Genomic DNA, 24,914 nt, shown 5'->3' on the forward strand with positions numbered 1-24,914 from the left:
GGTCCGGAGGATTACAAGAAGGTATAAAAAGAGGCTCTTTCAAAATGAAAATCAGCATTCATCTTTGAAAGAGCCTCTTTTATCTTAAAACAGAAATTGCGTTGTCAATGTCCGGTATTATACCTCCAAAGCTCCGACAATGTCCTCTACGGAAGCGTAGCCGTGACGCTCAAGGTAATCGTTTATTCCGGCTACAACCTTGACCGTTACGGCCGGATCAATGAAATTGGCTGTCCCGATCTGGACGGCCGACGCTCCCGCCAGCAGGAACTCCACGGCATCGCGCCAGTTCATGATGCCGCCGAGCCCGATCACCGGAATCTTCACGGCTTTGGCCACCTGCCATACCATGCGCAGTGCGATAGGCTTTACGGCGGCACCGCTCATGCCCCCGGTAACAGTCGACAGAACCGGCTTGCGCTTTTCTGCATCAATCGCCATTCCCAGCAGGGTGTTGATGAGCGAAACGCTGTCGGCTCCGGCGCCTTCAACGGCGCGTGCTATCTCTGCAATGTCCGTCACATTCGGAGAGAGTTTTACGATCAGCGTCTTCTTGTAGACCTTGCGGACAGCGCTCACCACCTCTGCCGCTCCGTGTGCCGAAACGCCGAATGCCATTCCTCCCTGCTTCACGTTCGGGCAGGAAATGTTCAGCTCGATTGCCGGAATATGCTCCAGTTCGTTGATGATGGATGCCGTTTCAGCGTAATCCTCCACCTGCGACCCCGAAACATTCACAATCATGTTGGTCTTGATGTCCTTGATCTGGGGATAGATGTGATCTGCAAAATAGTGCACGCCCTTGTTCTGAAGCCCCACCGCATTCAGCATCCCCATGGGAGTTTCTGCCATGCGCGGATACGGGTTTCCCTCCCTCGGCAGAAGTGTGGTTCCCTTGACGATGATTCCGCCTATATCTTCCAGATTGACGAAATCCTGAAACTCCAGTCCATAACCGAATGTACCCGATGCCGTCATCACCGGATTCTTCATTTCCAGTTGTCCTATCTTTACTTTTAAATCTGCCATAACAATTTCTTTATATTAAATACCGGACCTTCTTTGCATACACACACATGCCCCTCATCGGTCTTTTCAACGCAGCACAGGCAAGCTCCCACGCCGCAGGCCATCGTGTTCTCCAGCGACACTTCGCATTCGATGCCGTTTGCTTTGGCGTATCTGGCCACCGCTACCATCATAGGCTTCGGGCCGCAGGTGTATATCATGTCAAACTTCTCCCGCTGCAGGATGCTGTGCATCGTAACGTATCCTTTCTCTCCAGCGCTTCCGTCTTCTGTGGTGGTGAACACTTCTCCATAGGCGGCAAACTGTTCAAGCTGAAGCAGGTCGTTTTTAGAGCGCGCTCCCAGCAGAAATACAGGCTTGAATCCCTTTTCCGCAAGAACTTTTCCGAAATAAAGCATCGGGGCAGTTCCTACACCTCCGCCCACAAGAAGCACTTTCTTCGTGCAGTCGGAAAGCACGCTGAATCCGTTCCCCAGCGGAAGCACCGCGTTCACTGTGTCGCCTTTCTTCACTGTAGCCAGCTTGCGGGTTCCGTCGCCCACGAGCTGTACAAGAAACCAGACTTCATTCTTTTCCCTGTCCACAAAATTGATAGAGATGGGCCGCCGCAGAAAAGTCGTGCTGGAGCCGTCGATGCGTATCTCGGCAAACTGTCCGGGCAGCATTTCAGGCAAAGGCGCGTCTTGAGTCAGCTTGATCAATACATAATTGGCATGCAAGCTGAGATTTTCCGTAACCGTAAGGTCTAAAACATATTTTTTCATACAAGTCAGATAAATTCAGTTCTGGAATGCAAAGATAAGCATTTGCAGCCAATTACAGAAGAACTTCGGGCTTGTCTGACGGGTCATTTTTCAGGCCGGAACACTTCGAATGTGCCGTTGTCGAAAAAAATTCTTATTTCAGAGATTTTCGGCTGCGGCTTTTCGATGTACTTAATCTTCTCAATTACAGTTTCTTTAGGTGGAAAAACATGATTGTCTGAGGCGTTTTCCCTGGAAAAATCAGCACCGCCCGAAGGGTTGCGCGCGATTTCCGCATTCTCGGCCGTTCTGTTGCCTGATGCAAACAGATCCGGAACCGGATTTTCCTCTTCTTTCATCTGTCCCTCGCCATAAAGCAGCCAATTGAGATTCACATAAGGACACGCCTTGTGTATACGCATTACGACCTCCAGGCTCGGATTGTTTCTCCCGCTGAAAATGTGCGAAAGCGAAGAGGTAGAAATGCCCAGCTTTTCTGCAAATTCAGCATTGGTCAATCCTTCATTTTGCATGATTTTATAGATTCTGTCCTTCATTTACATTTGGAATTTGAGCGTTAACGCAGTTACAAAAGTAAGAATTTAGTTTTATAAATGCAAACTCTTGTTTGTTTATATTTGTATAATACAGATGTATATGTGTCAATACATCTGTATTATTTACATGTGTAAATACATCTGTGAAGGCATATTGAATAAGTTTCAGTTTTTAGCATAACAACATGGTTATTAGAGAATTATTTATGTAAGACCAATACATTTCCGCTTTAGTTTACCGATGTATACGCTTGTTGCACCTCAATCTTTAAACTACACTTGAGATAAAGGAAGTAAATGACTGGTTTATAATACTATATCATCATATTCACTTATTGTATCTTTATGCGTTTTACAAATGCAATCAGTTGGTTTACAGTAATATACAGAAGCAAATTTCCATCTTTACATTTGACAAATATACACAATCCCCTACCCCTTTATTACAAGTGGAATAAAAATTATTAGATACATATGTAAAGCATATTTTTTAGAAGCATTCTGATTACATATGTAAATTATGTTATTAGAAAGTGTCCTATTTTTTATTTGTCAGAGCTGCCTTTGTACTTCCAGATATGGTGGCGTAGAAATGGAAACAGCAATACGCATCTCCCTGTGTTGGCAATCCGGCAAATGCGTACTGCTGTTCTTTAGATTCCGGTTTAGTGCAAAATGAAGAAGACCAGGTCCCGGAGCAGATCTTCATCGGATATCGAAGGATTCCCCACACCCTTCGATTTGGCATCACAGTTGCGTATGGCACTGATAATCTGCAGCACCTTGTTTCCCGAAAACTTCTGCATGGCAGCCATATAATCCTTTGCTTGCCAGGGAGAGCGGAGACCGAGAAACGCTGCGATTCCCTGTTCGTTTCTCTGAGGCGCATAATACGCGAGCATCAGATTTGAAAAGAAATTAAAGAGTACGGCGAGCGTCATCTGCAGCGGGTTGTTTTTGGGATTTTCCCCGAAATACTTGATTATCTGGTTTGCCTTAAGCACATCTTTCGCAATGAGAGCGCTTCTCAGTTCGAAGTTGTTGTAATCCTTGCTGATTCCTATGTTCCGTTCGATCTGTTCCGGAGTAATCCGCCGCTGTCCCGATGGGAGCGTAATGACAAGCTTTTCCAGTTCTCCCGCCATCCTGTTGAGGTCGGCCCCTATGAACTCCGCCATCATCTCGGAAGCCTTAGGCTCGATTTCGATCTTCTTGCGCTTCAGATACGAAGAGATGAATCCGGGGAGCTGGCTGTCCTTGAGTTTTTTCGATTCAAAAAGTACGCCGCGCTTCTCAATCTCGGCTACAATCTTCTTTCTCCTGTCCAGCGAACCGTGCTTGTAGCAGAACACGAGAATCGTGGAAAGCAGAGGCTTTTGCAGATAATAAGTCAGGTCGTCCAGATTTCTCAACCCCTGCGCTTCCTTGACCACTACGACCTGGTGTTCCGACATCATCGGATAGCGCCTCGCCGCATTGATTATCGCAGCCATATCCGTATCCGTTCCGAACAGGACGGTCTGGTTGAACTCCTTTTCAGTTTCCGTCAGAACGGTATCCAGGATATAGTCGCTGATGCGGTCGATATAATAGTCTTCTTCACCCATCAGAAAATATACGGGAGCGTAGACACGGTTCTTGAGGTTGCGCACGATTTCTTCGTAAGTAGTTTCTTTCATTCTTACCAGTCAAATTTCAGGTGTTTTACGGTTTTCTTTTCTTCAATGATCATGCGGAGGGCGGAGATTCCGATTTCCACATGTTCAGTGACAAAGTTTCTTGTCACGAGCGAATCGCTCTCCTCAGTCTTGATTCCTTCAGGAATCATCGGCTGGTCGGATACGAGCAGCAATGCCCCCGTCGGTATGTGGTTTGCGAATCCGCATGTGAAAAGCGTGGCGGTTTCCATATCTACCGCCATCGCCCGAGTCTTGAGCAGGTAGTTCTTGAATGCTTCATCATGTTCCCATATTCTTCTGTTGGTGGTATACACCGTCCCGGTCCAGTAGTCGCGGGCATGGTCACGGATGGCAGACGACACGGCACGCTGAAGCATGAACGCAGGCAATGCCGGAACTTCGGGAGGATAATAGTCGTTTGAAGTGCCTTCTCCCCGTATGGCAGCGATGGGAAGGATGAAATCGCCAATTCTGTTCTTTTTTGATATGCCCCCGCATTTGCCGAGAAAAAGACAGGCTTTCGGATGGACGGCGCTCAGCAGATCCATGATGATGGCAGCGTTGGGACTGCCCATTCCGAAATTGATGATTGTAATATCCTCGGCATGAGCCGAAGTCATGTTGGCATCATGTCCCAGTACGGGAACTCCGAAATGAGCGGCAAACAGCTCGACGTATTTGTTGAAGTTTGTCAACAGAATGTACTCTCCGAAATCCTCCAGTCTTCGTTTTGTGTAGCGCGGCAGCCAGTTTGCCACTATTTCTTCCTTGGTTTTCATATTCTTTTCGTATTTTTGCGACAGAAAAATTGTCTTTAAACGCAAAAATACGAAATGTTGGCATTAAACTTACCTGCTTATCCCCATAAAATTATCGCAAAGGAAGGGAAAAACTACATTTTTGACCCGCTGAGAAAAAAGTATGTGGCACTGACACCCGAAGAGTGGGTCCGCCAACATTTCGTGAACTATCTTGTCCGCTACAAGAATTTTCCCGCCGGACTTCTGGCCAACGAGATACAGATAACGCTGAACGGTACTAAAAAGAGGTGCGACACGGTGCTGTACAGCCGCGGCCTTATTCCCCGGATGATTGTAGAATACAAAGCTCCCGATGTGGAAATCACCCAGAACGTATTCGACCAGATTACCCGCTACAATATGGTTTTGAAGGTAGATTACCTGATTGTGACCAACGGAATCAGCCACTACTGCTGCCAGATCGACTACCAGACCCGGAGCTACCGCTTTCTGGCCGACATTCCCTCATATGCAGAACTGGCGCAAGAATGAAGAGAGGCTGTTTCAAAATGAAAACGGATTCTCATATTGAAACAGCCTCCCGCACAAAATTATTTATCTGCTGATTTTTGTATCCAGATGCTTTTCTGCTTCAACCCCTGCAAGTTCCGGGTCGATCATGATTCGGCCGCAGTATTCGCATACGATGATTTTCTTTCTCATGCGGATATCCAGCTGTTTCTGAGGAGGAATCTTATTGAAGCATCCGCCGCAAGCGTCACGCTGCACGTAAGTGATGGCCAGACCGTTGTGCGAGTTCTTGCGGATACGCTTGAAGGCCTGAAGCAGGCGCGGCTCGATGGTCGCTTCGACCGTCTTGGCCTTTTCGCGCAGTTTTTCTTCTTCCTGCTTGGTTTCAGAGATGATGTCATCAAGCTCCGTCTTCTTCACCTCAAGGTCTTTTCCTCTCTCTTCGAGCGCTTCGTTGCTCTTGGCGATTTCGTCTTCTTTCGCGCTGACGGCAGCCGTATATTCCTTGATGCGCTTTTCGCAAAGTTCCACTTCGAGCGTCTGGAATTCGATTTCCTTGCTCAGCACGTCAAACTCACGGTTGTTGCGCACATTTTCCTGCTGTCCCTTATATTTCTCGATCGACGCTTTTGCCGTTTCGATTTCAATCTTCTTGTTGGCGATGTTCGTTTTCAGTTCTTCAATCTCGCCTTTGATTTTGTCGATGCGTGTGGTAAGACCTGTCACTTCATCTTCCAGGTCCTGCACTTCGAGCGGCAGTTCGCCTCTCAGCGTCTTAATTTTGTCGATTTCAGACAACAAGGTCTGCAACAGGTAGAGAGCCTTCAGTTTTTCTTCCACGCTCAGTTCGCTGGGATCTTTCTTAACTTCTTTAGCCATAGTCTTTTATAGATATTTGACGGGATTTGTATTGACACGCGTCATAGTGACTTCAAGTGTCGGGAACATCTCCCTTATGATTGAATATAAGATTTCTTTCGTATATTGTTCACTCTCGTAATGCCCTATTTCCGCAATCAGAATATCGTTCTCATAGCTGAAATAGTCATGATACTTCACCTCGCCGGTAATGAAGACATCGGCATGCGCCTGCACCGCCTTCGGAAGCAGAAACGCCCCCGCTCCGCCGCACAGAGCCACCTTGCTGATGAGGCGTCCGCTCATGCGGGAGTGCTTCACGCATCCCGCCTCAAATATCTTCTTTATCCGTTTCAGGAACTCGCCTTCCGTTTCCGGTTCTTCCAGCTCGCCCACCAGCCCTGCGCCTACTTGGCTCCAGCTGTTCTGCAAGGGATAAAGGTCGTAAGCCGGCTCCTCGTAAGGATGCACCTCCGCCAGCGTTTTCAGAACTTTCTTTTCCATGAATGCCGGCAAAACGGTTTCGATGCGCACTTCAGGCTCCGTGTGAAGCTCTCCGATCTTTCCGCAATACGGATGACAGCCCTTATTCGCACGGAACGTACCCTTGCCTTCCACGCTGTAGCTGCATGAGTCATAGTTTCCTATGCATCCGCATCCCGCCTCGAACAGTGCCTGGCGCACCGTTTCCGCCTGAGCTTCCGGCACAAACGTAACCAGCTTGAGCAGCATATTCCCTTTCGGCTCCAGCACCTTCAGGTTGGTCAGTCCGATTTTCTCGGCCATCTTGCAGTTCACCCCCTGCGGAGCGTTGTCCAGATTGGTGTGCATGGAAAAGATGACGATGTCATTCTTTATCGCCTTCATGATGCACCGTTCCACATAATCGCGTCCGGCAATGGACTTGTATCCTTTAAATATGAGCGGATGATGGGAAACGATGAGGTTGCATCCCAAAGCGATGGCTTCGTCCACCACGGCTTCAGTAACGTCCAGACACAACAAAGCCCCTGCAGCTTCCGCATCTGTCAGTCCGATCTGCAGTCCGGCATTGTCAAATCCGTCCTGCAATGGCAGAGGCGCGAATGTTTCAAGGGCACTTATAACTTCCTTAATTTTCATATCACGCGAAAATTTTCATGCAAAGGTAAGAACTTTTGGCGATTTATTCAATTTTTTCATTCCTTTTGTTTAATTTTGCTTGTCATCGCAAGACAGGACAAATCTTTCAAAACATATTTTTATGAGAAAAAGTTATTGGCTGGCAGCAGGAATCCTCTGTTCGTTCCTGAATATGCCGTTTTCGCATGCCCAGAAAGGGTATGTGCCGACAGAAGAGAATCTTGAAGCAAGAAAAGAATTTGCAGAAAGCAAGTTCGGGATCTTTCTCCACTGGGGCATTTACAGCATGTTTGCCCAGGGAGAATGGTATCTGAACACCGGAGGGCTTAACCGCGACGAATACGCCAAGGCCGCATCGGGCTTCTATCCCGCCAATTTCGATGCGGACGCATGGGTGAAGGCGTTCAAGGATGCCGGAGCAAAATACATCTGCTTCACCACCCGGCACCATGACGGATTTTCGATGTTTGACACGAAATACTCCGATTATGACATTGTGGATGCCACTCCATACGGAAAGGATATCGTCCGCGAACTTTCGGAAGCCTGCAAGCGTCACGGAATCCGCCTGCATTTCTATTATTCGCACATCGACTGGACAAGGGACGACTATCCTGCGGGACGCTCGGGAACAAGAACCGGGAAAGATCCGGAAAAGGCAGACTGGCCGTCGTATTTCGCATTCATGAACAACCAGCTGACCGAACTTATACAGAATTACGACCCGGATGCCATCTGGTTCGACGGCGTATGGGACAAGAACGCCTCGTTCGACTGGCAGCTCGGCGAGCAGTACGGCATGATACACAAGCTGAAGCCTTCGTGCCTGATAGGCAACAACCACCACAAGAAACCTTTCCCCGGAGAAGACTTCCAGATGTTTGAGCGCGATCTTCCCGGACAGAACACCGCCGGATACTCCGAAGGCCAGGAGGTGAGCCAGCTTCCTCTGGAAACCTGCCAGACAATGAACGGATCATGGGGCTACAGCGTCAAGGACCAGAACTACAAGTCGACCGAATATCTGATCAGATACCTTGTACGCGCAGCCGGCAAAGGTGCCAACCTGTTGCTGAACATCGGTCCCCAGCCCGACGGAAGCATTCCGGCAGCAGCCCTGGAGCGTCTGAAAGGAATAGGCAGATGGCTGGAGCAGAACGGGGAAAGCGTCTACGGAACAACCGCCGGCGATGTGCCCGAACGCCCGTGGGGAGTGACGACACAGAAAGGCAACAAGCAGTATGTCCACATTCTCTCATTGTCTGACGCTTCCCTCTTTCTGCCGATAAGCCGGAAGATTGCCCGCGCAACGGTTTTCGGAACAGACAAGAAAGTGGATTTCAGGCAGTCGAAGGAAGGCGTCCTGCTGAACCTCGGCGAAGTGCCCGACAGCGTAGACTATATCGTTGAACTGACCATGAAATGATTCCGCCGGAACCGGCGGTGCGGAGGAGCGCGCCTCATGCTGTTTCTGTCTTGCGCTGCAACTCCGCACCGCTCCCGTTCCGCCATTCCGGGCCGGAAAGAAGCCTGTTTCCGTGCTGCGGCTACCTCTTCCGGCAGAGCCGGACTAATTCACACCCGTATCCCATACGCATGCTTCACCTCGTCCATCACAAACACGCTTTCCAGCGAAGCGAGGTGTTCGATCGTTCCCAGCACATTCAGCACGAATTTCTGATAATACTTCATGTCCGGAGCATGGATTTTGAGCAGGTAGTCAAAGCTGCCGGAAATGTTATAACATTCCGTCACTTCCGGAATGTCACGGACAATGCGGCTGAACTCCTGCGCAATCTCACGGTTCAGGCGGTCCATCTTGACGTGGCAGAACACCACAAAGCCGCGGTTAAGCTTTTCCGCATCAAGCACCGCTATGTATTTCTTTATGTATCCGCCGGCTTCCAGGCGTTTGAGCCGCTCGAACACCGGCGTGGACGAAAGGCTGACCCGGGCTGCAAGCTCCTTTATTGTCAGCCGGGCATTCTCCTGAAGCGTGCGGAGAATCTGCAAATCGGTTTTGTCTAACGTTTCCATATGATATAAAAGTTCAAGTTAATCCCTGCAAATGCTTGCCGGCAGATTCTGAACAAGAAACGACTTCCGGCGGAAAACGTTTCCAGAAAAAAATCCGCTTGTCTTTCCGGCAAATTTATCTCCAGACTGAAGATATATATCTTTAAGCTGAAAACATGCATCTTCAGGCTGAAGATTTGTATCTCTAGCTTAGAGCGTTTGAATTTTCACGGGGCGCAGCCTTTTTCAGACGACGGCCTTTTTCTTTTCCGTCCGTCCGGCAGACAGACGGCAGCCATTCACGAAAGGATATTATTCTGCCGGGAAGGTGCATCCGCACCGTTCGCCATATATTTATTCCAAAAGTAGAGGCAAAAATAGTTATATTTTCCAAATTTCCTACAGATGTTGCATAAAATCCCTGCAATGTCTTTCTTTGCAGAGAATAAAACAAACAACATAAAAACAAATTGTATGAAAACAAGAAACCTGCATTTTGAAACGCTGCAACTGCATGCCGGGCAAGAACTGCCCGACCCCACAACGGGTGCCCGTGCCGTTCCTATCTATCAAACTACTTCGTATGTATTCCGCAACTCCCAACATGCGGCAGACCGTTTTGCCCTGCGCGATGCAGGCAATATCTACGGACGGCTGACCAATGACACCCAAGCTGCTCTGGAAACCCGCATGGCGGCACTCGAAGGAGGTGTAGCGGCGCTGGCTGTGGCCTCGGGAGCGGCTGCCGTGACCTACGCGCTGCAGAACCTGCTCCGCCCGGGCGACCACATCGTAGCGGCAGACAACCTCTACGGCGGCTCGTACAACCTGATTGTGCATACGCTGGCTGTAACGGGCATCACTTGCAGCATTGTGAACGTAAACGATCTCAATGCCCTTGATGCCGCCATCCGCCCGGAAACGAAGGCTGTATTCGCCGAAACTTTCGGAAACCCCAACTCGGAAGTGACCGACATACAGGGCGTGGCTGCTGTAGCGCACCGCCATCATGTCCCGCTCATCATCGACAACACCTTCGGCACTCCTTTTCTGATCCGGCCCATCGAGCACGGAGCCGACATCGTGGTACACTCTGCGACAAAGTTCATCGGCGGACACGGCACAGCCTTGGGAGGAGTCATCGTGGACGGCGGCACATTTGACTGGGCGGCATATCCCGACAAGTTCCCCACGCTGGCCAAGCCCGAACCCTGCTACCACGGAGCAGTGTTTGCCGACGTGGCAGGCAAAGCCGCATTTGTCACGCGCATCCGTGCGGTCCTGCTGCGCGACACGGGAGCCGCGCTCTCGCCCTTTCACGCCTTCCTGCTGCTGCAGGGACTGGAAACCCTTTCGCTCCGTGTGGAACGGCATGTTGCCAACGCCTTGCAGGTGGCGGATTTCTTGCACCGTCATCCCAAGGTGAAGCAGGTCAATCATCCGTCGTTGCCCGGACATCCCTGCCACAGCCTTTACACCCGCTACTTCCCTAATGGCGGAGGCAGCATCTTCACCTTCGAAATCAAAGGAGGGCAAGCGGAAGCCTGGCGTTTCATCGACTCGCTGGAGATATTCTCGCTGCTGGCAAACGTGGCCGACGTGAAGAGCCTCGTCATCCATCCCGCCACCACCACACATTCGCAGCTTTCGCCCGAAGAGCTTGCCGAACAGCATATCACGTCCGCCACCGTCCGCCTGTCTGTCGGCACAGAACACATCGAAGACCTGCTTGCCGATCTGAGCCAGGCATTGGAGAAAGTGTGAACCATCTGTAAAACGGGTGCTAATATCTGTAATTTGTGTACAGCGAGTTCAACTCTTCCGCGCTATTTTTGCAATCAAACAAAAATCAAGCCGATATGTTACGTAAAATCAGATTGACGCTCGCTGTTCTGTTCTTTGCTGCCATCACGCTGCTGTTCCTTGACTTTACCGGAACGGTGCACGCATGGCTGGGATGGACGGCAAAACTACAATTCTTGCCGGCGGTATTGGCGCTGAATGCCGGAGCTGTCGTATTTCTTCTGCTGCTTACCCTTGTCTTCGGACGAGTGTACTGTTCTGTCATCTGTCCGCTGGGTGTGATGCAGGACGTAGCGGCATGGTTCGGAAAGAAGCAGAAAAAGAACCGCTACACTTTCTCTCCTGCCAGACAGTGGCTGCGCGGCGGTGTGCTGATTCTATTTATAGCTGCAATGCTGGCCGGAGCCGGTTCGCTGGCAGCACTGATCGCTCCTTACAGTTCGTACGGACGGATAGCGGGCAATCTCTTCGCTCCGCTTTACGGATGGTGCAACAACCTGCTGGCTTATTTTGCCGAACGTGCCGGCAGCTATGCCTTTTACGAAACGGAAGTATGGCTGAAGAGTGTGCCGACTTTCGTGATTGCGGCGCTTACCTTTATTATAATATGCACGCTGGCGTGGCGGAACGGACGGACATACTGCAACACAATCTGTCCGGTAGGAACCATACTGGGATTCTTCGCCCGGTGGTCGTGGCTGAAGCCTGTGATTGACACCGACAAGTGTGTAAACTGCAAGCTGTGCGCCCGCAACTGCAAGGCTTCGTGCATCGACATCTCCCGCCACCGCATCGACTACAGCCGCTGCGTGGCCTGCATGGACTGCATCGGCAAATGCCACAAGGGAGCCATCAGTTTTTCTCCGGCTTCCTTCCGCAAGAAGAGCATCAGGAAAACGGAACCGGAAACTCCCTCCACAGACAAAGGCGAAGGGGCGTCCCGGCGCAGCTTCCTTACCGCAACCGCTCTGGTGACAGCAGCCGTTACCTTGAAGGCACAGGAAAAGAAGGTAGACGGCGGACTGGCAATCATCAAAGACAAACAGATTCCTCACCGCAATACGCCTGTCGTGCCGCCGGGCGCATGGAGCGCGCAGCATTTTGCCCGGCACTGCACCGCCTGCCAGCTGTGCGTGTCGGCATGTCCTAACCAAGTGCTTCGTCCCGCTGCCGACCTGATGCGGCTGATGCAGCCTGAAATGAGCTACGAACGCGGTTACTGCCGCCCGGAATGTACGCGATGCAGCGATGTCTGTCCGGCTGGAGCAATACGCCCGATCACACTTGCGGACAAGTCTGCCACGCAGATAGGCCATGCCGTATGGATAAAGAAAAACTGCGTGCCGCTCACCGACGGAGTAGAATGCGGAAACTGTGCCCGGCACTGCCCTGCCGGTGCCATTCAGATGGTGCCTTCGGATGCCGGCGACCCCGGTTCGCCAAAGATTCCGGTCGTGAACGAAGAGCGGTGCATCGGTTGCGGAGCCTGCGAGAATCTCTGTCCGGCACGCCCCTTCAGCGCAATCTATGTCGAAGGACATAAGGTGCACCGCACGATCTGAGCAGCCTGAATATCCGACAGAAACACGTCAAAAGAACATTTTCCCGCCAAATCATAAAAACACAGCAAACCCTATGAATGAAAAGAACAACATCTCCCGCCGCAGTTTCCTGAAGATGATGGGAACGGCAGGAGCGGCGGCCGGACTGGCGGCTTGCGGCAACAGCACGTCGCAGACAGTCCGGACAGATATACCGGAAGGACAAATGACATACCGCACCAACCCTTCGACGGGCGACAAGGTATCCTTGCTCGGATTCGGAATGATGCGCCTGCCTTCGGTGGGCGGACGCAGCGCGAGAGAGGGCAATGAGGAAATAGATCAGGAAATGGTGAACGAACTGGTGGACCATGCCCTGGCGCACGGCGTGAACTATTTTGACACGTCGCCTGCCTATTGCCGGGGAAAATCGGAACATGCTACGGGCATCGCGCTGAGCCGCCATCCGCGCAATACTTATTTTATTGCAACCAAAATGTCGAATTTCGCTCCTGCCACATGGACGAAGGAAGGTTCCATCGCAATATACCGCAATTCGCTGAAGGAGCTTCAGACTGACTATATCGACTACCTGCTGCTGCACGGTGTCGGAATGGGCAGCGGAATGGAAGAGTATGAACACCGCTTTATTGACAACGGCATGCTGGACTTCCTGCTCGCCGAACGTGAGGCCGGGCGCATCCGCAACCTGGGCTTTTCATACCACGGCGACGTGAAAGTGTTCGACCGCCTGCTGGCCGAGCACGACAAGTATCACTGGGATTTTGCGCAGATCCAAATGAACTATCTCGACTGGAAATATGCCAAGCAAATCAATCCGCGCAACACGGACGCCGAGTACCTGTATAATGAACTGGCAAAGCGCAACATCCCTGTCGTCATTATGGAACCGCTGCTGGGAGGCCGCCTGTCGAACGTGCCCGACCCCATCGTCGCCATGCTGAAACAGCGCGAGCCGGAGGCAAGCGTCGCTTCGTGGGCTTTCCGATTTGCCGGAAGCCATCCCGACGTGCTGACGGTGCTGAGCGGCATGACCCGCATGGAACATTTGCAGGACAATCTGCACACTTACTCTCCTCTGCATCCGTTGAGCGAAGAGGAATTCGCTTTCCTGCAACGGGCAGCAGACCGGATGATGCAGTTTGACACAATCCCCTGCAACGACTGCAAGTATTGCATGCCCTGCCCGTATGGAATAGACATCCCCGCCATTCTTCTCCATTACAACAAATGCCTGAACGAAGGAAACATTCCCGAAAGCTCGCAGGATGCAGACTACCGCCGTGCCCGCCGCGCTTACCTCATCGGATATGACCGGAGCGTTCCTAAATTGAGGCAGGCAAACCACTGCATCGGCTGCAACCAGTGCAGTCCGCATTGTCCGCAACGGATCGACATTCCGGCAGAACTGCACCGCATCGACCATTTTGTGGAGCGTCTGAAGCAGCAGACTTTATAAAGTGATTCGCAAGATAAGAAGCAAAGACAGGGGACACGCGGGAAACAGGGAGGAGATTTCCTTATCCGTCACCGTATGTACCTTGTCTTTGCGCTTGTCATAGCAGTGCGTCCCGTTCCTTTTTGGGGAGAGAGGCCCGGACAAGCTCATACGACCTGCGCACAAGTTCCCGTACTAACGCATCCGGCACATCGCTGTCAAAATAGACATCGTTCCACAGACGCTTGTTCATGTGCCATGCCGGACGGATTCCGGCATACCGCTCGCGCAGGTCTTCAGCGTCGTCTGCCGATGACTTGACGCAACACCGGTCGAACACTTCTATGTTCACATAGCAAAACCACTTGCTCCCCACATAAAAGCACAGCACATCCCGGCTATAGCGGTCTTTTACCGCAGTGAAAGGCATCCGCTCCGTCACTCCGGGCAATGAAAGACAATAGGTTCTGAAGTCTTCTACATTCATGATGTTTCCGCAGTTGAATTTCTGCAAAAATAATTGAAAGGCGAGAGCAGAAAAACAAACTTGCTTGATTTTTTATGCCGAGCCGCATCCTATCTAAAAATACAAATCACCTGCTCCCTGCCATTATTTCGCAGATTTTTCCTAACTTTGCTTTCAATGAATCGTTTAATTTTACAGAAAGTGTATGAATAACTTTATGTTTTACAGTCCCACCGAGTTTGTATTTGGTAAAGAAACGGAACTGCAGACCGGTGCACTGGTAAAGAAATTTCATGGAACGAAAGCGCTGATTGTATTCGGCGGAGGTTCCGTATTGAGAAGCGGCCTGCTGGAACGGGTTAAAGAATCTTTGGACAAGGAAGGCATCGCGCATGTCGAGATGGGCGGCGTGCAACCGAATCCGACTGACCCGAAAGTGTATGAAGGCATCGGACTGGGCAGACGCGAGAAGGTGGATTTTCTGCTGCCCGTAGGCGGAGGATCAGTCATTGATACGGCCAAGGCCATAGCGGCAGGTATACCCTACGACGGCGACTTCTGGGACTTTTTCACAGGAAAAGCCGTACCGGAAAAGGCTTTGCGCATCGGCGTTGTGCTTACCATCCCTGCAGCCGGAAGCGAAGGTTCCGGCAATTCGGTCATCACAAAGACAGACGGACTGAAGAAATTAAGCCTGCGCACTCCCGAGGTTCTTCGCCCGGCATTTGCTGTAATGAATCCGGAACTCACCTACACGCTTCCCGCATGGCAGACGGCAAGCGGCATCACCGACATGATGGCACACATCATGGAACGCTATTTCACCAACACGGCTGATACGGAAGTAACCGACCGCTTGTGTGAAGGCACCCTGAAAGCCATTATCAAGGAAGCGCTCACAGTGATCAAGGAACCCGAAAACTACGGGGCACGGGCCAACATCATGTGGGCGGGAACCATAGCTCATAACGGCATATGCGGCGTAGGATGCGAAGAAGACTGGGCTTCACATTTTATGGAACACGAAGTGAGCGCGCTTTATGATGTGACGCACGGCGCGGGACTGGCTGTCATTTTCCCGGCATGGCTGACTTATATGGCCGACCACAACGTGAGGAAAGTAGCTCAGTTTGCCAACCGGGTGTGGGATGTACCTGCATCGGAAGACAAAAAAGCGATGGCTCTCGAGGGAGTGGCACGGATGAAAGCGTTCCTGCATGAAATCGGTATGCCGACTACATTCAGGGAGCTTGGGATTGAGAACCCGGATATCAGCGCACTGGTATGCAGGCTGCATGAGAACAAGGGGGAATTTGTGGGCAATTATGTCAAGCTCGACCGTCAGGCCACAAGACAGATTTATGAAACAGCCAACCTTTAAAACGCTACAGCATGATATTCAGCAATGACAACATACGGCGCCAGGACAGGCTGCTGGACGAGGAAAGAGCGATGGAGATCATCAAAGAGGGAGAATACGGCGTGCTTTCCATGCAGGATGCAGGCGGAAACGGTGCATACGGAGTCCCTATCAACTATGTATGGGACCGGGGAAATTCCATTTACCTGCATTGCGCTCCTGCCGGAAGGAAGCTGGAATGTATAGACAAATGTCCCAACGTATCCTTCTGCATTGTCGGCAGAACCAAAGTGATACCGGAAAAGTTTACCGCTGCCTATGAAAGCGTGATACTTGAATGCACGGCTCACCGCAGCCTCCACGAAGCCGAACGCATGTCTGCCCTGTCACTTCTTTTGAGCAAATACTCCCCGAACGACAAGATGAGAGGGATAGAATACGCAAACAAATCGTTTGCCAGAACAGAGATTATCCGCCTCGACATCGAGAAGATCAGTGCCAAGTGCAAACGAACCGGCCTTTGATTTTCTTCCTGCCGCTTGCAAGAAGCGGCAAAACGGAAAAGCGCAGAAGTACGCTGCATCGGCACTTCTGCGCTTTTTGTATTCAACGTTTCCGGACAGACAAATCCGGATAAATCCGTCAACGTATTCTGTCGTAAGACTTCACCAGCATTTCATCCTTGTCAATGGCACGGATGGCAAGCCAGTTCAAGATGATGCTTATCAAAGGAAGACACAATGACCACGACGGCACAAATCCGCTGTCATCCTGTCCTTCTGCGCTCAGGATAAAATAAATTGCCGCCAGATAATATGCCACCAGAACGATAGAGTTCATGACAGTAAGCCGGATCTGGCGCTTCCGTTTCCGATAAAGGAATATCGTGATGATTGATACGACAGCTGCAACGGCCAGAAGGATGAACAGCACGCACGAAGAATAGTTCATCGTGCCGTCAGGAAGCGTATAGTAAAGGTTCGTCATCCCGAACACATCCGTTACCGTATAGAAACTGCCCACCGGCAAAGCCATCGCCACAATCATGAGAACAGCCACGAGCAGCAGATAAACCGTTTGAATTCTCTGTATCATAGAAGATTACTGCAATTTTTCCTTTTCCTTTGCCGGGTTTCTGTAGTAAACCTTACCTTCTATATACTCTTGTGTAGCGATAAGCGTCGGCTTCGGAAGTTTCTCGTAATAGCGTGAAATTTCGATCTGTTCCCTGTTTTCAAACACCTCCTCCAGATTGTCGTTGTATGAAGCAAATTCCTGAAGCTTCTTGGAGAGATCATTCTTCATCTCCGCAGCAATCTGGTTAGCACGCTTTCCGATGATGGCTACAGTTTCATAAATATTGCCTGTATCTTCACAGAGTTCCATCAGGTTACGAGTCACTGTGTTAGTAGGAGCATTTGTCTTTTTGTAATCCATAATTTATTTCAGTTAAATATAGTTGTTATTCTGCATATATGTCACTTTCCCCGGTCACGTACTTGCTGGCATCCTTGTGAATGCTTTCCGCCTCCTTCAGATATTTGCTCTCCGGAAACTCATTGATGAAAGCATAATACTCGTCTACCGCCTCACGCATACGCTCTTCCTTCTTTTCAATCACACTCTCCTTCGCCATATAATAACGTGCACGCAAGATCAGCATCATCAGTTCTTCACGCAGTTTGGTATAGGGATAGTCGTTGAGCACATTCTGCGCAGTCACGATGGCAGCCAGATAATTGTTTCCCGTGCTGCTGTAAGAAGCGTTGCCCGAATACGATCCCAGATCATAATACAGCTTGGCAGACAGGAATTCCTTTTCCACCAGTTTGTCCTGAAGTTCAAAAATCATATCCTGGGCCAGCTGCTTGCGGGAACTTGCCGGAAAGTACTCCATAAACATTTGCAGTTCGTTTATGGCTTTATAGGTGCTCGACTGGTCAAGGCGAGGCTCCGGAGTGTCAAGATACAGTGCCTTGCCGCAGAAGAAGCGCGCCAGTTCCGTATAGGTTCCGCGGGGATAAGTCGTGTAATACGTGTTGAAATAATGAGAGGCCGTCACGAAATCTCCTTGGTTGTAATAGGTCATTGCCAGCATATAAAGTGACTCTTCGCCATTCACCGTTCCTTTCAGGATAGAGATCAGTTCTTCCAGAATTGTTGCCGCGCGCGAGTTCTGGCCTTTAGCGAAATAGCTCTTTGCGGCTTCGTACTTATACTCGTAGTCAGTGCTTTTCAGCACTTTGTTATACTCTCCGCAGGAACTCAACAACCCAGCGGAAAGGAGGCCCAACATCATATATTTTTTCATAACAGTCTGCATAGTTGAGATAGTCGTGCAAAAGTAGTCTTTTCCGCTGAATAATACAACTGATGTATGTTTTTTTAAATTATTTTTCCGTACAGGCGGAATACCAAAGGAATTTATGTGTAATTTTACTGCCCAATCAATCAGAGGATGACATTATGAACTTCGAACTCATTTCCGATTACCAGCCCACCGGTGACCAGCCGGAAGCCATCGCCCAACTGACAGAGGGAATACTGAATCATGTACCGGCCCAGACACTGCTCGGCGTGACCGGCTCGGGAAAGACTTTCACCATAGCGAATGTTATAAAGAACATCAACAAACCGACACTGATACTGAGCCACAACAAGACACTGGCGGCCCAGCTGTACGGTGAGTTCAAGAAGTTTTTCCCGCACAATGCGGTGGAATATTATGTTTCATACTACGACTACTACCAGCCCGAAGCGTATATTCCCTCAACCGACACCTACATCGAAAAAGACCTCGCCATAAACGACGAAATAGACAAGCTGCGCCTGGCAGCCACTTCTTCGCTGCTGTCCGGACGGAAGGATGTGATTGTCGTTTCGTCCGTTTCATGCATCTACGGCATGGGAAATCCGGCCGATTTCTATAATAATGTCATTGATATCAAAAAAGGCAAGCTTCTGGACCGTAACGTTTTTCTGAGAAAGCTGGTTGAAAGCCTTTACGTGCGCAACGACATCGAACTGAACCGCGGAAACTTCAGGGTAAAGGGCGATACGGTGGATATCTTCCTCGCCTACACCGACAGCATACTGAGAGTGATGTTCTGGGACGACGAAATCGACGGCATCGAAGAGATTGATCCCGTATCCGGACACAGGACAGGAAGCTTTGAAGAGTACAAGATCTATCCCGCCAATCTTTTCATGACCACCAAAGAAAGCACGCTGCGGGCTATTCACGATATAGAAGACGATCTGACCAAACAGGTAGCCTATTTTGAGGAAATGGGCAAAACGCTGGAGGCAAAACGCCTGTACGAACGCGTGACATACGACATGGAAATGCTCCGCGAGCTGGGTCACTGTTCGGGAATCGAGAACTATTCACGGTATTTTGACGGCCGGGCTCCGGGCACCCGCCCCTACTGCCTGCTTGACTTCTTTCCGGAAGACTTCCTGATCGTGATTGACGAAAGCCATGTAAGCGTGCCGCAGATCAGGGCCATGTACGGTGGAGACCGTGCGCGCAAGGTCAACCTCGTACAGTATGGATTCCGCCTTCCTGCGGCTATGGACAACCGTCCGCTCACGTTCGAGGAGTTCCAGGAAATGGCCAGACAGGTAATTTACGTCAGCGCGACTCCGGCAGACTATGAATTGCAGCAAAGCGAGGGAATTGTGGTGGAACAGGTAATACGTCCCACCGGTCTGCTCGATCCGATTATTGAAGTCAAACCGAGCCTGAACCAGATCGACGATCTGATGGAAGAGATACAGCAGCGCGTGGAGGTGAACGAGCGCGTGCTGGTGACCACGCTCACCAAACGGATGGCGGAAGAGCTGACAGAATATCTGCTGAACAGCGGCATCAGATGCACTTACATCCACAGCGATGTGGATACGCTGGAAAGAATACAGATCATGGACGACCTGAGGCAGGGAGTATATGATGTGCTTGTAGGCGTAAACCTGCTGCGTGAAGGGCTTGACTTGCCGGAGGTTTCGCTTGTTGCTATTCTGGATGCCGACAAGGAAGGCTTCCTTCGCTCACACCGGTCGCTGACACAGACGGCAGGACGTGCCGCCCGAAACGTGAACGGAAAGGTTATCATGTATGCCGACCACATCACAGAAAGCATGCAGCAGACGATTGACGAAACGAACCGCCGCCGCGAGAAGCAGCTCGCTTACAACGAAGCGCACGGGATAACCCCGAAACAGATTGTCCGCTCGCGCGACAATGCGCTGCTGGAGATAAACGGCAAACAGGCGGAAACGGAAAAGAAACAGCCGAAAGCTTACACGGAAACGCCCGTTCTTTATGCCGCTGCCGACCCGATTGTAGAATACATGTCGAAAGAGCAACTGGAAAAGAGCATCAACCGCACGCGCAAGCTGATGCAGGAAGCAGCGAAAAAGCTCGATTTCATCGAGGCGGCACAATACCGCGACGAGCTGCTCCGGCTGGAGGATATGCTCAAAGAAAAGAAATGAAAAAAGGCTTTCCTGTGTTCCCCGAAAGGAAACGCACAGGAAAGCCTTCATTTATCAGAAGCCCTTGGCAGGCACTTATTTGTCTACATTCACGTCAATACCTTTGTTGCGCAAGGTCATCGCCATCAGACGAAGGTAGTTTGAATACTGCTTTTCATCCAACGTTTCCTTCATCAGCTTCAGATTTCCATAAACTGCGTTACGGACTTTTTCATTCTTCCCTTCCTTCGCTCTGTTTGCAAGGGACATCTCAGCCTTAAAGAAGTCGCAGATGTCTGCTACCTTTTCGTTCTGAGTGCCGTTCAGCTTCAGATACTGGGTCAGCTTGGACTTGTTGATCGAACCGTCCCACGCAGAAGCGTTGTTGTTGTCCTTTACACCATCAGCGAATACTGATACGGAAAATGCCAAAGCGGCAACCAATGTTAAACCTGATTTTCTCATAATACCTAAAATTTTACTTGTTACCTAAAAACTTTTTACCTAAAAAACAATCTTAAATCTAATCTAGCTCGAGCTTTATCTTTTTACCGATACAAAGATAAGAATATGTTGAACAACATAAAAGCAAAAGCAGAAAAAACTCGCGATACCGATGTCATTTATTGATATATATCAAAAAACAGCTATCTAAATGAACAATTTCTTAATATTTTTGTAATACGAAACAGCCATATATGTTGTTTCCTTATCTATTTGTTACATCATGCAGGACCGGCGGCTACATTCTTTCGGAGATGAAAGGAGCCGCCACCTTTTTTAGTCAGGGACTCACCTTTCTTCCGTTTTTTAGAGCAAGTAACAGCATTCACTGACCATTATAATGAAATAAACTGTATTTTTGTGTCCCGAAGAACAAAAAGATTTTTTCCTAATATATAAATAAGGTATAATATGAAAGCAAAAGAGATTCCCATACTGCTTCTGACCGGTTATCTGGGCAGCGGAAAAACAACGTTAGTCAACCATATCCTCGCAAACAAACGCGGCATCAAATTCGCAGTCATTGTCAATGATATCGGCGAAGTGAACATCGATGCCGACCTGATTCAAAAGGGAGGAATCGTCAACAAGAAAGACGACAGCCTGGTGGCGCTGCAAAACGGGTGCATCTGCTGCACGCTGAAGGCCGACCTGATCGAACAGGTCTTTGAACTGATGAAAATGGAACGCTTCGACTACATTGTGATTGAAGCCAGCGGAATCTGTGAGCCGGAACCGATAGCGCAGACCATTTGTTCCATTCCGCGCCTGGGAGGGGCTTACACCAAATACGGCATCTGCCGGCTCGACTGCATCGTGACGGTTGTCGATGCACTGCGGATGCAAAGTGAATTTGCATGCGGAAACGATCTTACCCGTAAACATATCGACGAAGAGGACATCGAAAACCTGATTATCCAGCAAATCGAATTCTGCAACATCATCCTGCTCAATAAAGCAGCGGAAGTGAAGGCCGAAGAACTGGATCGCATCAGGCAAATTATCCGAAGGCTGCAGCCTGCCGCTGAAATCATCGAGTGCAATTATGCGGATGTCGACCTGAACCGGATCATCAGCACAAACCTCTTCAACTTTGAAAGGGTGGCCACATCAGCCGGATGGATACGCGAAATCGAACGCCAGGCAACCGAAGAGGAAGAGAATGAGGCAAAACATCCCGGGCACCGGCACGAAGAAGAGCATCATCACCACGGACACGATAAGGAAGAAGACGGCCACGGCCATCACCACCACCATGCGGAAGGAAGCGAAGTGGAAGAATACGGGATCGGAACATTTGTCTATTACCGCCGTCCGGCATTCGACATCCACAAGCTCGACCATTTCATCGCAACCAAATGGCCGAAAAATGTAATCCGCACGAAAGGGGTATGCTATTTCAGCCACAACCGCGACATGTCGTACCTGTTTGAACAGGCCGGGACGCAAAAACAGTTGAAGGAGGCGGGACTGTGGTATGCGACAGCTCCGGAAGAAGACCTGATCCGGCTGATGCAGCAAGAACCGGGACTGATGCGCGACTGGGACGAAAAATACGGCGACCGGATGATCAAGCTGGTATTCATCGGACAGCACCTCGACAAAGAAGAGCTGACCCGCGAACTGGACGCTTGCCTAGAGTGATTGCAGAACCAAGTCAAACAACAAGAATATCAAATGCCATGAAACACCTGCTGATTCTTTTTGCCCTGCTTTTCGCCGCAAACCACGTTTGCCCGGAAGAAACCCGGAGCTTGAAAGACTACATGAGCACCCAATCCATGAAATGGGAACAGCTGCCCATGCAATGGAATGAAGGAGCCTTCTTGGGAAACGGGCGTATAGGCATGATGGTCTATGCAGACTCCACAGACAATTCGCTGACCCTCTGGCTAAGCCGTCCGGACGTAACCGACCACCGGAAAGCACCCGGACGGAAAACGTCGATGGGAGTAATGGGCGCCTCTGTACTTACCGACTTTTGCCGGATGGACATTGGAAAGATGAAACTCTTCCCGGAAGCCCGGATACTGTCGGGCACCATGGAACTGGACATCTACAATGCCGAACTGACAGGGCTGCTGCACACGGACAAAGGCGACATCTCTTTCCGGGCATTCACTCCTTATGCGCACGAACTGAATGTGGTTGAAGTGAAAACGTCTGTGCCCTATTCATGGAAACAGTTCCCGGGAAGCCCCCGTTCGCCCCGCATCATCGTATTCCCCGACCAGAAGGAGAAGCTGAACTATACCGACAATCCGACGCCGCAATGCGTAGCCCGCAAGCACGAAGGCTGGAGCGTACACCCGCTTCTTGCAGGGGGTGACTATGCGACCTACTGGAAAGAAACGGCCGGAAAGGACGGGACAACACTTTATGTGGCAACCATGAACGAGGTGCCGGAACCGGGAATATCGCTGTCCAAAGCCAAGACAGAAGTCAGCAGGGCCATCGCGCAGGGCACGGCATCGCTGCGCGAAGAAATGCACGGATGGTGGAACGCTTACTACGAAACAGGCATGATCTGCATCCCGGACAAAAAGATGGAGAATTTCTACCACCTGCAGCTCTACAAACTGGCTACCTGCTCGCATCCCGACGGACCTGTAATGGATACATTCGGCACATTCTACAAAACCAGCCAGTGGCCGGGAATCTGGTGGAACCTGAATGTGCAGCTTACCTACATGGCTACCCATGCGACCAACCGCCTGGAGCAGGGGGCGAACTACCAGAAGCTGGCTGACGAAGCACTGATTGACATCATGCGGACAAGAGGGCCGGCCAAGGTGGGCGACTTCGCGTGGGCACTCCACACCTACTACTCCTACATGCGCTACTCCGGCAGCTCATGGGAGGAAATCAGGAGCAAGTTCATACCTAAAGCGGAAGCGATCCTTGCCATGTACATGCCCCACCTGCAGGAGCGCAACGGCGTCTATCACCTTCTCGACATGGAGTCGCCCGAGTATGAAGGTTTCAAGACCTACAACAACAGCAACTATAACCTGGCAGCCTTGCGCTGGCTGCTTCTGACCATGACTGGCCTGAGCGAACGGACAGGAGTAAAGCCTGAGCAATATGCCGGATGGAAAGAGATCCTCGCAAAGCTGCACCCTGCCCCCGCAGACGAAAACGGCTTAATGATCGCTTCTGACAAGCCGCTGGCAAAGTCGCACCGCCACTATTCGCACCTCCTTTCTTTTTATCCGCTAAGGCTGCAAGACACCACCCGCCCGGAGGTGAACGCGCTGCTCGAAAAGTCGATCGACCATTGGCTGAACATCGAAAACGGCAAAGCGCTCGCCGGCTATTCATATACCGGAGCGGCATCTCTTTATGCCTATCAGGGAAACGGCGAGAAGGCATATGCCCAATTGCGGCATTTCCTCAACGAGCGGATCGGACTGGCGCTGCTTCTTCCCAACACAATGTATGTGGAAAGCGGCGGAAGAAACCCTGTCATAGAAACACCCCTCAGTGCAGCTACGGCCGTCACCGAAATGCTGCTTCAGGGATGGGGAGAAACCTTGCGCATCTTCCCGGCCATTCCGCAGGACTGGAAAGACTGCTCTTTCTACGAACTGCGTGCGGAAGGCGGCTTCGTTGTGTCAGCCTCACGCAAGAACGGCAGTACGGAATGGATCCGCATACACAGCGATGCCGGACAGCCGTGCCGGATCAGTCTGCCTGAATGGAGCAGCGTATTCCAATTGCAGCAAAACAAAGTGAAGATGACTTCCGAAGGCAAGGGGTATTACGTTTTTGACATTCCTGAAGGAGGCGACATCATTCTTGCCGGAACGGACAAAGCCGACACCGGAAAGACGTACGGGCTTCCGGACTCCGGAGCATGGAACTATTATGGAGTGAAAAAAGGAAAAGGACTGCCGCGGCTGATGGACTGGCCGCTTCCGGAGCAATAGCAGATGCGCATAAAACGGAACTGGTCTGACAACTTGCTTGAAAACGCAAAGAAGTCTGTCTTTAGGCTGAACATATAGATCTTTAGGCTAAAGACATGTAT

General features: G+C 50.5%; 23 protein-coding genes. 10 read left to right on the forward strand and 13 right to left on the reverse strand.

Annotated features, from left to right (window positions below; genetic code table 11):
- Positions 1-117 precede the first annotated feature (117 nt).
- From QUW60_RS09165 to QUW60_RS09185, 5 genes are all read right to left on the reverse strand, one after another.
- Positions 118-1,029, reverse strand: a complete 912-nt coding sequence (locus QUW60_RS09165) for a dihydroorotate dehydrogenase (protein WP_258337428.1) — start codon at positions 1,027-1,029, stop codon at positions 118-120.
- Positions 1,017-1,793, reverse strand: a complete 777-nt coding sequence (locus tag QUW60_RS09170) for a dihydroorotate dehydrogenase electron transfer subunit (protein ID WP_258337429.1) — start codon at positions 1,791-1,793, stop codon at positions 1,017-1,019. Before QUW60_RS09170 ends, QUW60_RS09165 begins: the two co-directional genes overlap by 13 nt.
- An 83-nt stretch (positions 1,794-1,876) precedes the next feature.
- Positions 1,877-2,329: a helix-turn-helix domain-containing protein gene (locus tag QUW60_RS09175; protein ID WP_258337430.1), complete on the reverse strand. Its 453-nt coding sequence runs from the start codon at positions 2,327-2,329 to the stop codon at positions 1,877-1,879.
- Between the two features lie 665 nt (positions 2,330-2,994).
- Positions 2,995-4,008 carry a DNA polymerase III subunit delta gene (gene holA, locus QUW60_RS09180; protein WP_289560002.1) on the reverse strand — a complete coding sequence of 338 codons (1,014 nt, stop codon included), beginning with the start codon at positions 4,006-4,008 and terminating at the stop codon, positions 2,995-2,997.
- Between the two features lie 2 nt (positions 4,009-4,010).
- Positions 4,011-4,787, reverse strand: a complete 777-nt coding sequence (locus QUW60_RS09185; protein ID WP_258337432.1) for an AMP nucleosidase — start codon at positions 4,785-4,787, stop codon at positions 4,011-4,013.
- A 54-nt stretch (positions 4,788-4,841) separates the two neighbouring features.
- Here QUW60_RS09185 and QUW60_RS09190 point away from each other — a divergent pair, with 54 nt between their 5' ends.
- On the forward strand, positions 4,842-5,300 hold the full coding sequence (locus QUW60_RS09190) for a type I restriction enzyme HsdR N-terminal domain-containing protein (protein WP_289560004.1): 459 nt from the start codon (positions 4,842-4,844) through the stop codon (positions 5,298-5,300).
- Between the two features lie 63 nt (positions 5,301-5,363).
- Here QUW60_RS09190 and QUW60_RS09195 read toward each other — a convergent pair whose 3' ends face one another.
- Together QUW60_RS09195 and QUW60_RS09200 are read right to left on the reverse strand one after the other, a co-directional pair.
- Positions 5,364-6,158, reverse strand: coding sequence for a zinc ribbon domain-containing protein (locus tag QUW60_RS09195; protein WP_289560007.1), 795 nt, complete (start codon positions 6,156-6,158; stop codon positions 5,364-5,366).
- A gap of 6 nt (positions 6,159-6,164) precedes the next feature.
- Positions 6,165-7,259 carry a Nif3-like dinuclear metal center hexameric protein gene (locus QUW60_RS09200; protein ID WP_289560009.1) on the reverse strand — a complete coding sequence of 365 codons (1,095 nt, stop codon included), beginning with the start codon at positions 7,257-7,259 and terminating at the stop codon, positions 6,165-6,167.
- A gap of 172 nt (positions 7,260-7,431) precedes the next feature.
- Here QUW60_RS09200 and QUW60_RS09205 point away from each other — a divergent pair, with 172 nt between their 5' ends.
- Positions 7,432-8,685 (forward strand): alpha-L-fucosidase, encoded by a 1,254-nt coding sequence (locus QUW60_RS09205; protein ID WP_289560033.1) that lies wholly within the window; start codon positions 7,432-7,434, stop codon positions 8,683-8,685.
- 149 nt (positions 8,686-8,834) lie between these two features.
- Here the strand turns inward: QUW60_RS09205 and QUW60_RS09210 are convergent, their stop codons facing one another.
- Positions 8,835-9,296 carry an Lrp/AsnC family transcriptional regulator gene (locus QUW60_RS09210; protein WP_258337436.1) on the reverse strand — a complete coding sequence of 154 codons (462 nt, stop codon included), beginning with the start codon at positions 9,294-9,296 and terminating at the stop codon, positions 8,835-8,837.
- Positions 9,297-9,749: 453 nt separating this feature from the next.
- Here QUW60_RS09210 and QUW60_RS09215 point away from each other — a divergent pair, with 453 nt between their 5' ends.
- The 3 genes from QUW60_RS09215 (at position 9,750) to QUW60_RS09225 (ending at position 14,099) form a co-directional block, all read left to right on the forward strand.
- Positions 9,750-11,039, forward strand: a complete 1,290-nt coding sequence (locus QUW60_RS09215) for an O-acetylhomoserine aminocarboxypropyltransferase/cysteine synthase family protein (protein WP_289560011.1) — start codon at positions 9,750-9,752, stop codon at positions 11,037-11,039.
- Between the two features lie 95 nt (positions 11,040-11,134).
- Positions 11,135-12,640, forward strand: coding sequence for a 4Fe-4S binding protein (locus QUW60_RS09220; RefSeq protein WP_289560013.1), 1,506 nt, complete (start codon positions 11,135-11,137; stop codon positions 12,638-12,640).
- A 73-nt stretch (positions 12,641-12,713) separates the two neighbouring features.
- On the forward strand, positions 12,714-14,099 hold the full coding sequence (locus QUW60_RS09225) for an aldo/keto reductase (RefSeq protein WP_289560015.1): 1,386 nt from the start codon (positions 12,714-12,716) through the stop codon (positions 14,097-14,099).
- A 97-nt stretch (positions 14,100-14,196) separates the two neighbouring features.
- Here QUW60_RS09225 and QUW60_RS09230 read toward each other — a convergent pair whose 3' ends face one another.
- A complete protein-coding gene (locus QUW60_RS09230; RefSeq protein ID WP_289560017.1) occupies positions 14,197-14,565 on the reverse strand; it encodes an MmcQ/YjbR family DNA-binding protein in 369 nt (122 codons plus the stop codon).
- 184 nt (positions 14,566-14,749) lie between these two features.
- On the opposite strand from QUW60_RS09230, the gene QUW60_RS09235 reads away from it, so the two are divergent.
- Together QUW60_RS09235 and QUW60_RS09240 are read left to right on the forward strand one after the other, a co-directional pair.
- Positions 14,750-15,925, forward strand: a complete 1,176-nt coding sequence (locus QUW60_RS09235; RefSeq protein ID WP_258337441.1) for an iron-containing alcohol dehydrogenase — start codon at positions 14,750-14,752, stop codon at positions 15,923-15,925.
- An 11-nt stretch (positions 15,926-15,936) separates the two neighbouring features.
- Entirely contained in the window at positions 15,937-16,428 is a 492-nt protein-coding gene (locus tag QUW60_RS09240; protein WP_258337442.1) for a pyridoxamine 5'-phosphate oxidase family protein, read from the forward strand.
- 118 nt (positions 16,429-16,546) lie between these two features.
- Here QUW60_RS09240 and QUW60_RS09245 read toward each other — a convergent pair whose 3' ends face one another.
- The 3 genes from QUW60_RS09245 to QUW60_RS09255 are packed head-to-tail and all read right to left on the reverse strand — an operon-like array spanning position 16,547 to position 18,215.
- Positions 16,547-16,999 (reverse strand): DUF4293 domain-containing protein, encoded by a 453-nt coding sequence (locus QUW60_RS09245; protein WP_258337443.1) that lies wholly within the window; start codon positions 16,997-16,999, stop codon positions 16,547-16,549.
- Positions 17,000-17,005: 6 nt separating this feature from the next.
- Entirely contained in the window at positions 17,006-17,341 is a 336-nt protein-coding gene (locus tag QUW60_RS09250) for a DNA-directed RNA polymerase subunit omega (RefSeq protein WP_258337444.1), read from the reverse strand.
- Positions 17,342-17,366: 25 nt separating this feature from the next.
- Entirely contained in the window at positions 17,367-18,215 is an 849-nt protein-coding gene (locus QUW60_RS09255; protein ID WP_258337445.1) for an outer membrane protein assembly factor BamD, read from the reverse strand.
- A gap of 155 nt (positions 18,216-18,370) precedes the next feature.
- On the opposite strand from QUW60_RS09255, the gene uvrB reads away from it, so the two are divergent.
- Positions 18,371-20,401, forward strand: coding sequence for an excinuclease ABC subunit UvrB (uvrB, locus tag QUW60_RS09260; RefSeq protein WP_289560020.1), 2,031 nt, complete (start codon positions 18,371-18,373; stop codon positions 20,399-20,401).
- 75 nt (positions 20,402-20,476) lie between these two features.
- On the opposite strand, the gene QUW60_RS09265 is transcribed toward uvrB, so the two are convergent.
- The gene (locus QUW60_RS09265) at positions 20,477-20,845 is read right to left on the reverse strand and encodes a hypothetical protein (RefSeq protein WP_289560022.1); all 369 of its coding nucleotides are present in this window, start codon (positions 20,843-20,845) and stop codon (positions 20,477-20,479) included.
- 450 nt (positions 20,846-21,295) lie between these two features.
- Between QUW60_RS09265 and QUW60_RS09270 the strand changes: the two genes are divergently transcribed.
- A complete protein-coding gene (locus tag QUW60_RS09270) occupies positions 21,296-22,528 on the forward strand; it encodes a GTP-binding protein (protein ID WP_289560024.1) in 1,233 nt (410 codons plus the stop codon).
- A 38-nt stretch (positions 22,529-22,566) separates the two neighbouring features.
- Positions 22,567-24,813 (forward strand): glycoside hydrolase family 95-like protein, encoded by a 2,247-nt coding sequence (locus tag QUW60_RS09275; RefSeq protein ID WP_289560026.1) that lies wholly within the window; start codon positions 22,567-22,569, stop codon positions 24,811-24,813.
- The last annotated feature ends 101 nt before the right edge of the window (positions 24,814-24,914 follow it).

The organism is Bacteroides gallinaceum (genome assembly GCF_030373775.1).
GTDB classification, from domain to species: Bacteria; Bacteroidota; Bacteroidia; order Bacteroidales; family Bacteroidaceae; genus Phocaeicola; species Phocaeicola excrementipullorum.

Excerpts from the sequence above, each read along its gene's own strand:
- QUW60_RS09250 (WP_258337444.1), bottom strand. The coding sequence starts at position 17,341 with ATGGATTACAAAAAGACAAATGCTCCTACTAACACAGTGACTCGTAAC.
- QUW60_RS09230 (WP_289560017.1), bottom strand. The coding sequence starts at position 14,565 with ATGAATGTAGAAGACTTCAGAACCTATTGTCTTTCATTGCCCGGAGTG.
- QUW60_RS09225 (WP_289560015.1), top strand. The coding sequence starts at position 12,714 with ATGAATGAAAAGAACAACATCTCCCGCCGCAGTTTCCTGAAGATGATG.
- QUW60_RS09235 (WP_258337441.1), top strand. The coding sequence starts at position 14,750 with ATGAATAACTTTATGTTTTACAGTCCCACCGAGTTTGTATTTGGTAAA.
- QUW60_RS09270 (WP_289560024.1), top strand. The coding sequence starts at position 21,296 with ATGAAAGCAAAAGAGATTCCCATACTGCTTCTGACCGGTTATCTGGGC.
- QUW60_RS09175 (WP_258337430.1), bottom strand. The coding sequence starts at position 2,329 with ATGAAGGACAGAATCTATAAAATCATGCAAAATGAAGGATTGACCAAT.
- uvrB (WP_289560020.1), top strand. The coding sequence starts at position 18,371 with ATGAACTTCGAACTCATTTCCGATTACCAGCCCACCGGTGACCAGCCG.
- QUW60_RS09215 (WP_289560011.1), top strand. The coding sequence starts at position 9,750 with ATGAAAACAAGAAACCTGCATTTTGAAACGCTGCAACTGCATGCCGGG.
- QUW60_RS09220 (WP_289560013.1), top strand. The coding sequence starts at position 11,135 with ATGTTACGTAAAATCAGATTGACGCTCGCTGTTCTGTTCTTTGCTGCC.
- QUW60_RS09240 (WP_258337442.1), top strand. The coding sequence starts at position 15,937 with ATGATATTCAGCAATGACAACATACGGCGCCAGGACAGGCTGCTGGAC.
- QUW60_RS09205 (WP_289560033.1), top strand. The coding sequence starts at position 7,432 with ATGCCGTTTTCGCATGCCCAGAAAGGGTATGTGCCGACAGAAGAGAAT.
- QUW60_RS09255 (WP_258337445.1), bottom strand. The coding sequence starts at position 18,215 with ATGAAAAAATATATGATGTTGGGCCTCCTTTCCGCTGGGTTGTTGAGT.
- QUW60_RS09190 (WP_289560004.1), top strand. The coding sequence starts at position 4,842 with ATGTTGGCATTAAACTTACCTGCTTATCCCCATAAAATTATCGCAAAG.
- QUW60_RS09275 (WP_289560026.1), top strand. The coding sequence starts at position 22,567 with ATGAAACACCTGCTGATTCTTTTTGCCCTGCTTTTCGCCGCAAACCAC.
- QUW60_RS09245 (WP_258337443.1), bottom strand. The coding sequence starts at position 16,999 with ATGATACAGAGAATTCAAACGGTTTATCTGCTGCTCGTGGCTGTTCTC.
- QUW60_RS09195 (WP_289560007.1), bottom strand. The coding sequence starts at position 6,158 with ATGGCTAAAGAAGTTAAGAAAGATCCCAGCGAACTGAGCGTGGAAGAA.
- QUW60_RS09210 (WP_258337436.1), bottom strand. The coding sequence starts at position 9,296 with ATGGAAACGTTAGACAAAACCGATTTGCAGATTCTCCGCACGCTTCAG.
- holA (WP_289560002.1), bottom strand. The coding sequence starts at position 4,008 with ATGAAAGAAACTACTTACGAAGAAATCGTGCGCAACCTCAAGAACCGT.
- QUW60_RS09165 (WP_258337428.1), bottom strand. The coding sequence starts at position 1,029 with ATGGCAGATTTAAAAGTAAAGATAGGACAACTGGAAATGAAGAATCCG.
- QUW60_RS09200 (WP_289560009.1), bottom strand. The coding sequence starts at position 7,259 with ATGAAAATTAAGGAAGTTATAAGTGCCCTTGAAACATTCGCGCCTCTG.
- QUW60_RS09265 (WP_289560022.1), bottom strand. The coding sequence starts at position 20,845 with ATGAGAAAATCAGGTTTAACATTGGTTGCCGCTTTGGCATTTTCCGTA.
- QUW60_RS09170 (WP_258337429.1), bottom strand. The coding sequence starts at position 1,793 with ATGAAAAAATATGTTTTAGACCTTACGGTTACGGAAAATCTCAGCTTG.
- QUW60_RS09185 (WP_258337432.1), bottom strand. The coding sequence starts at position 4,787 with ATGAAAACCAAGGAAGAAATAGTGGCAAACTGGCTGCCGCGCTACACA.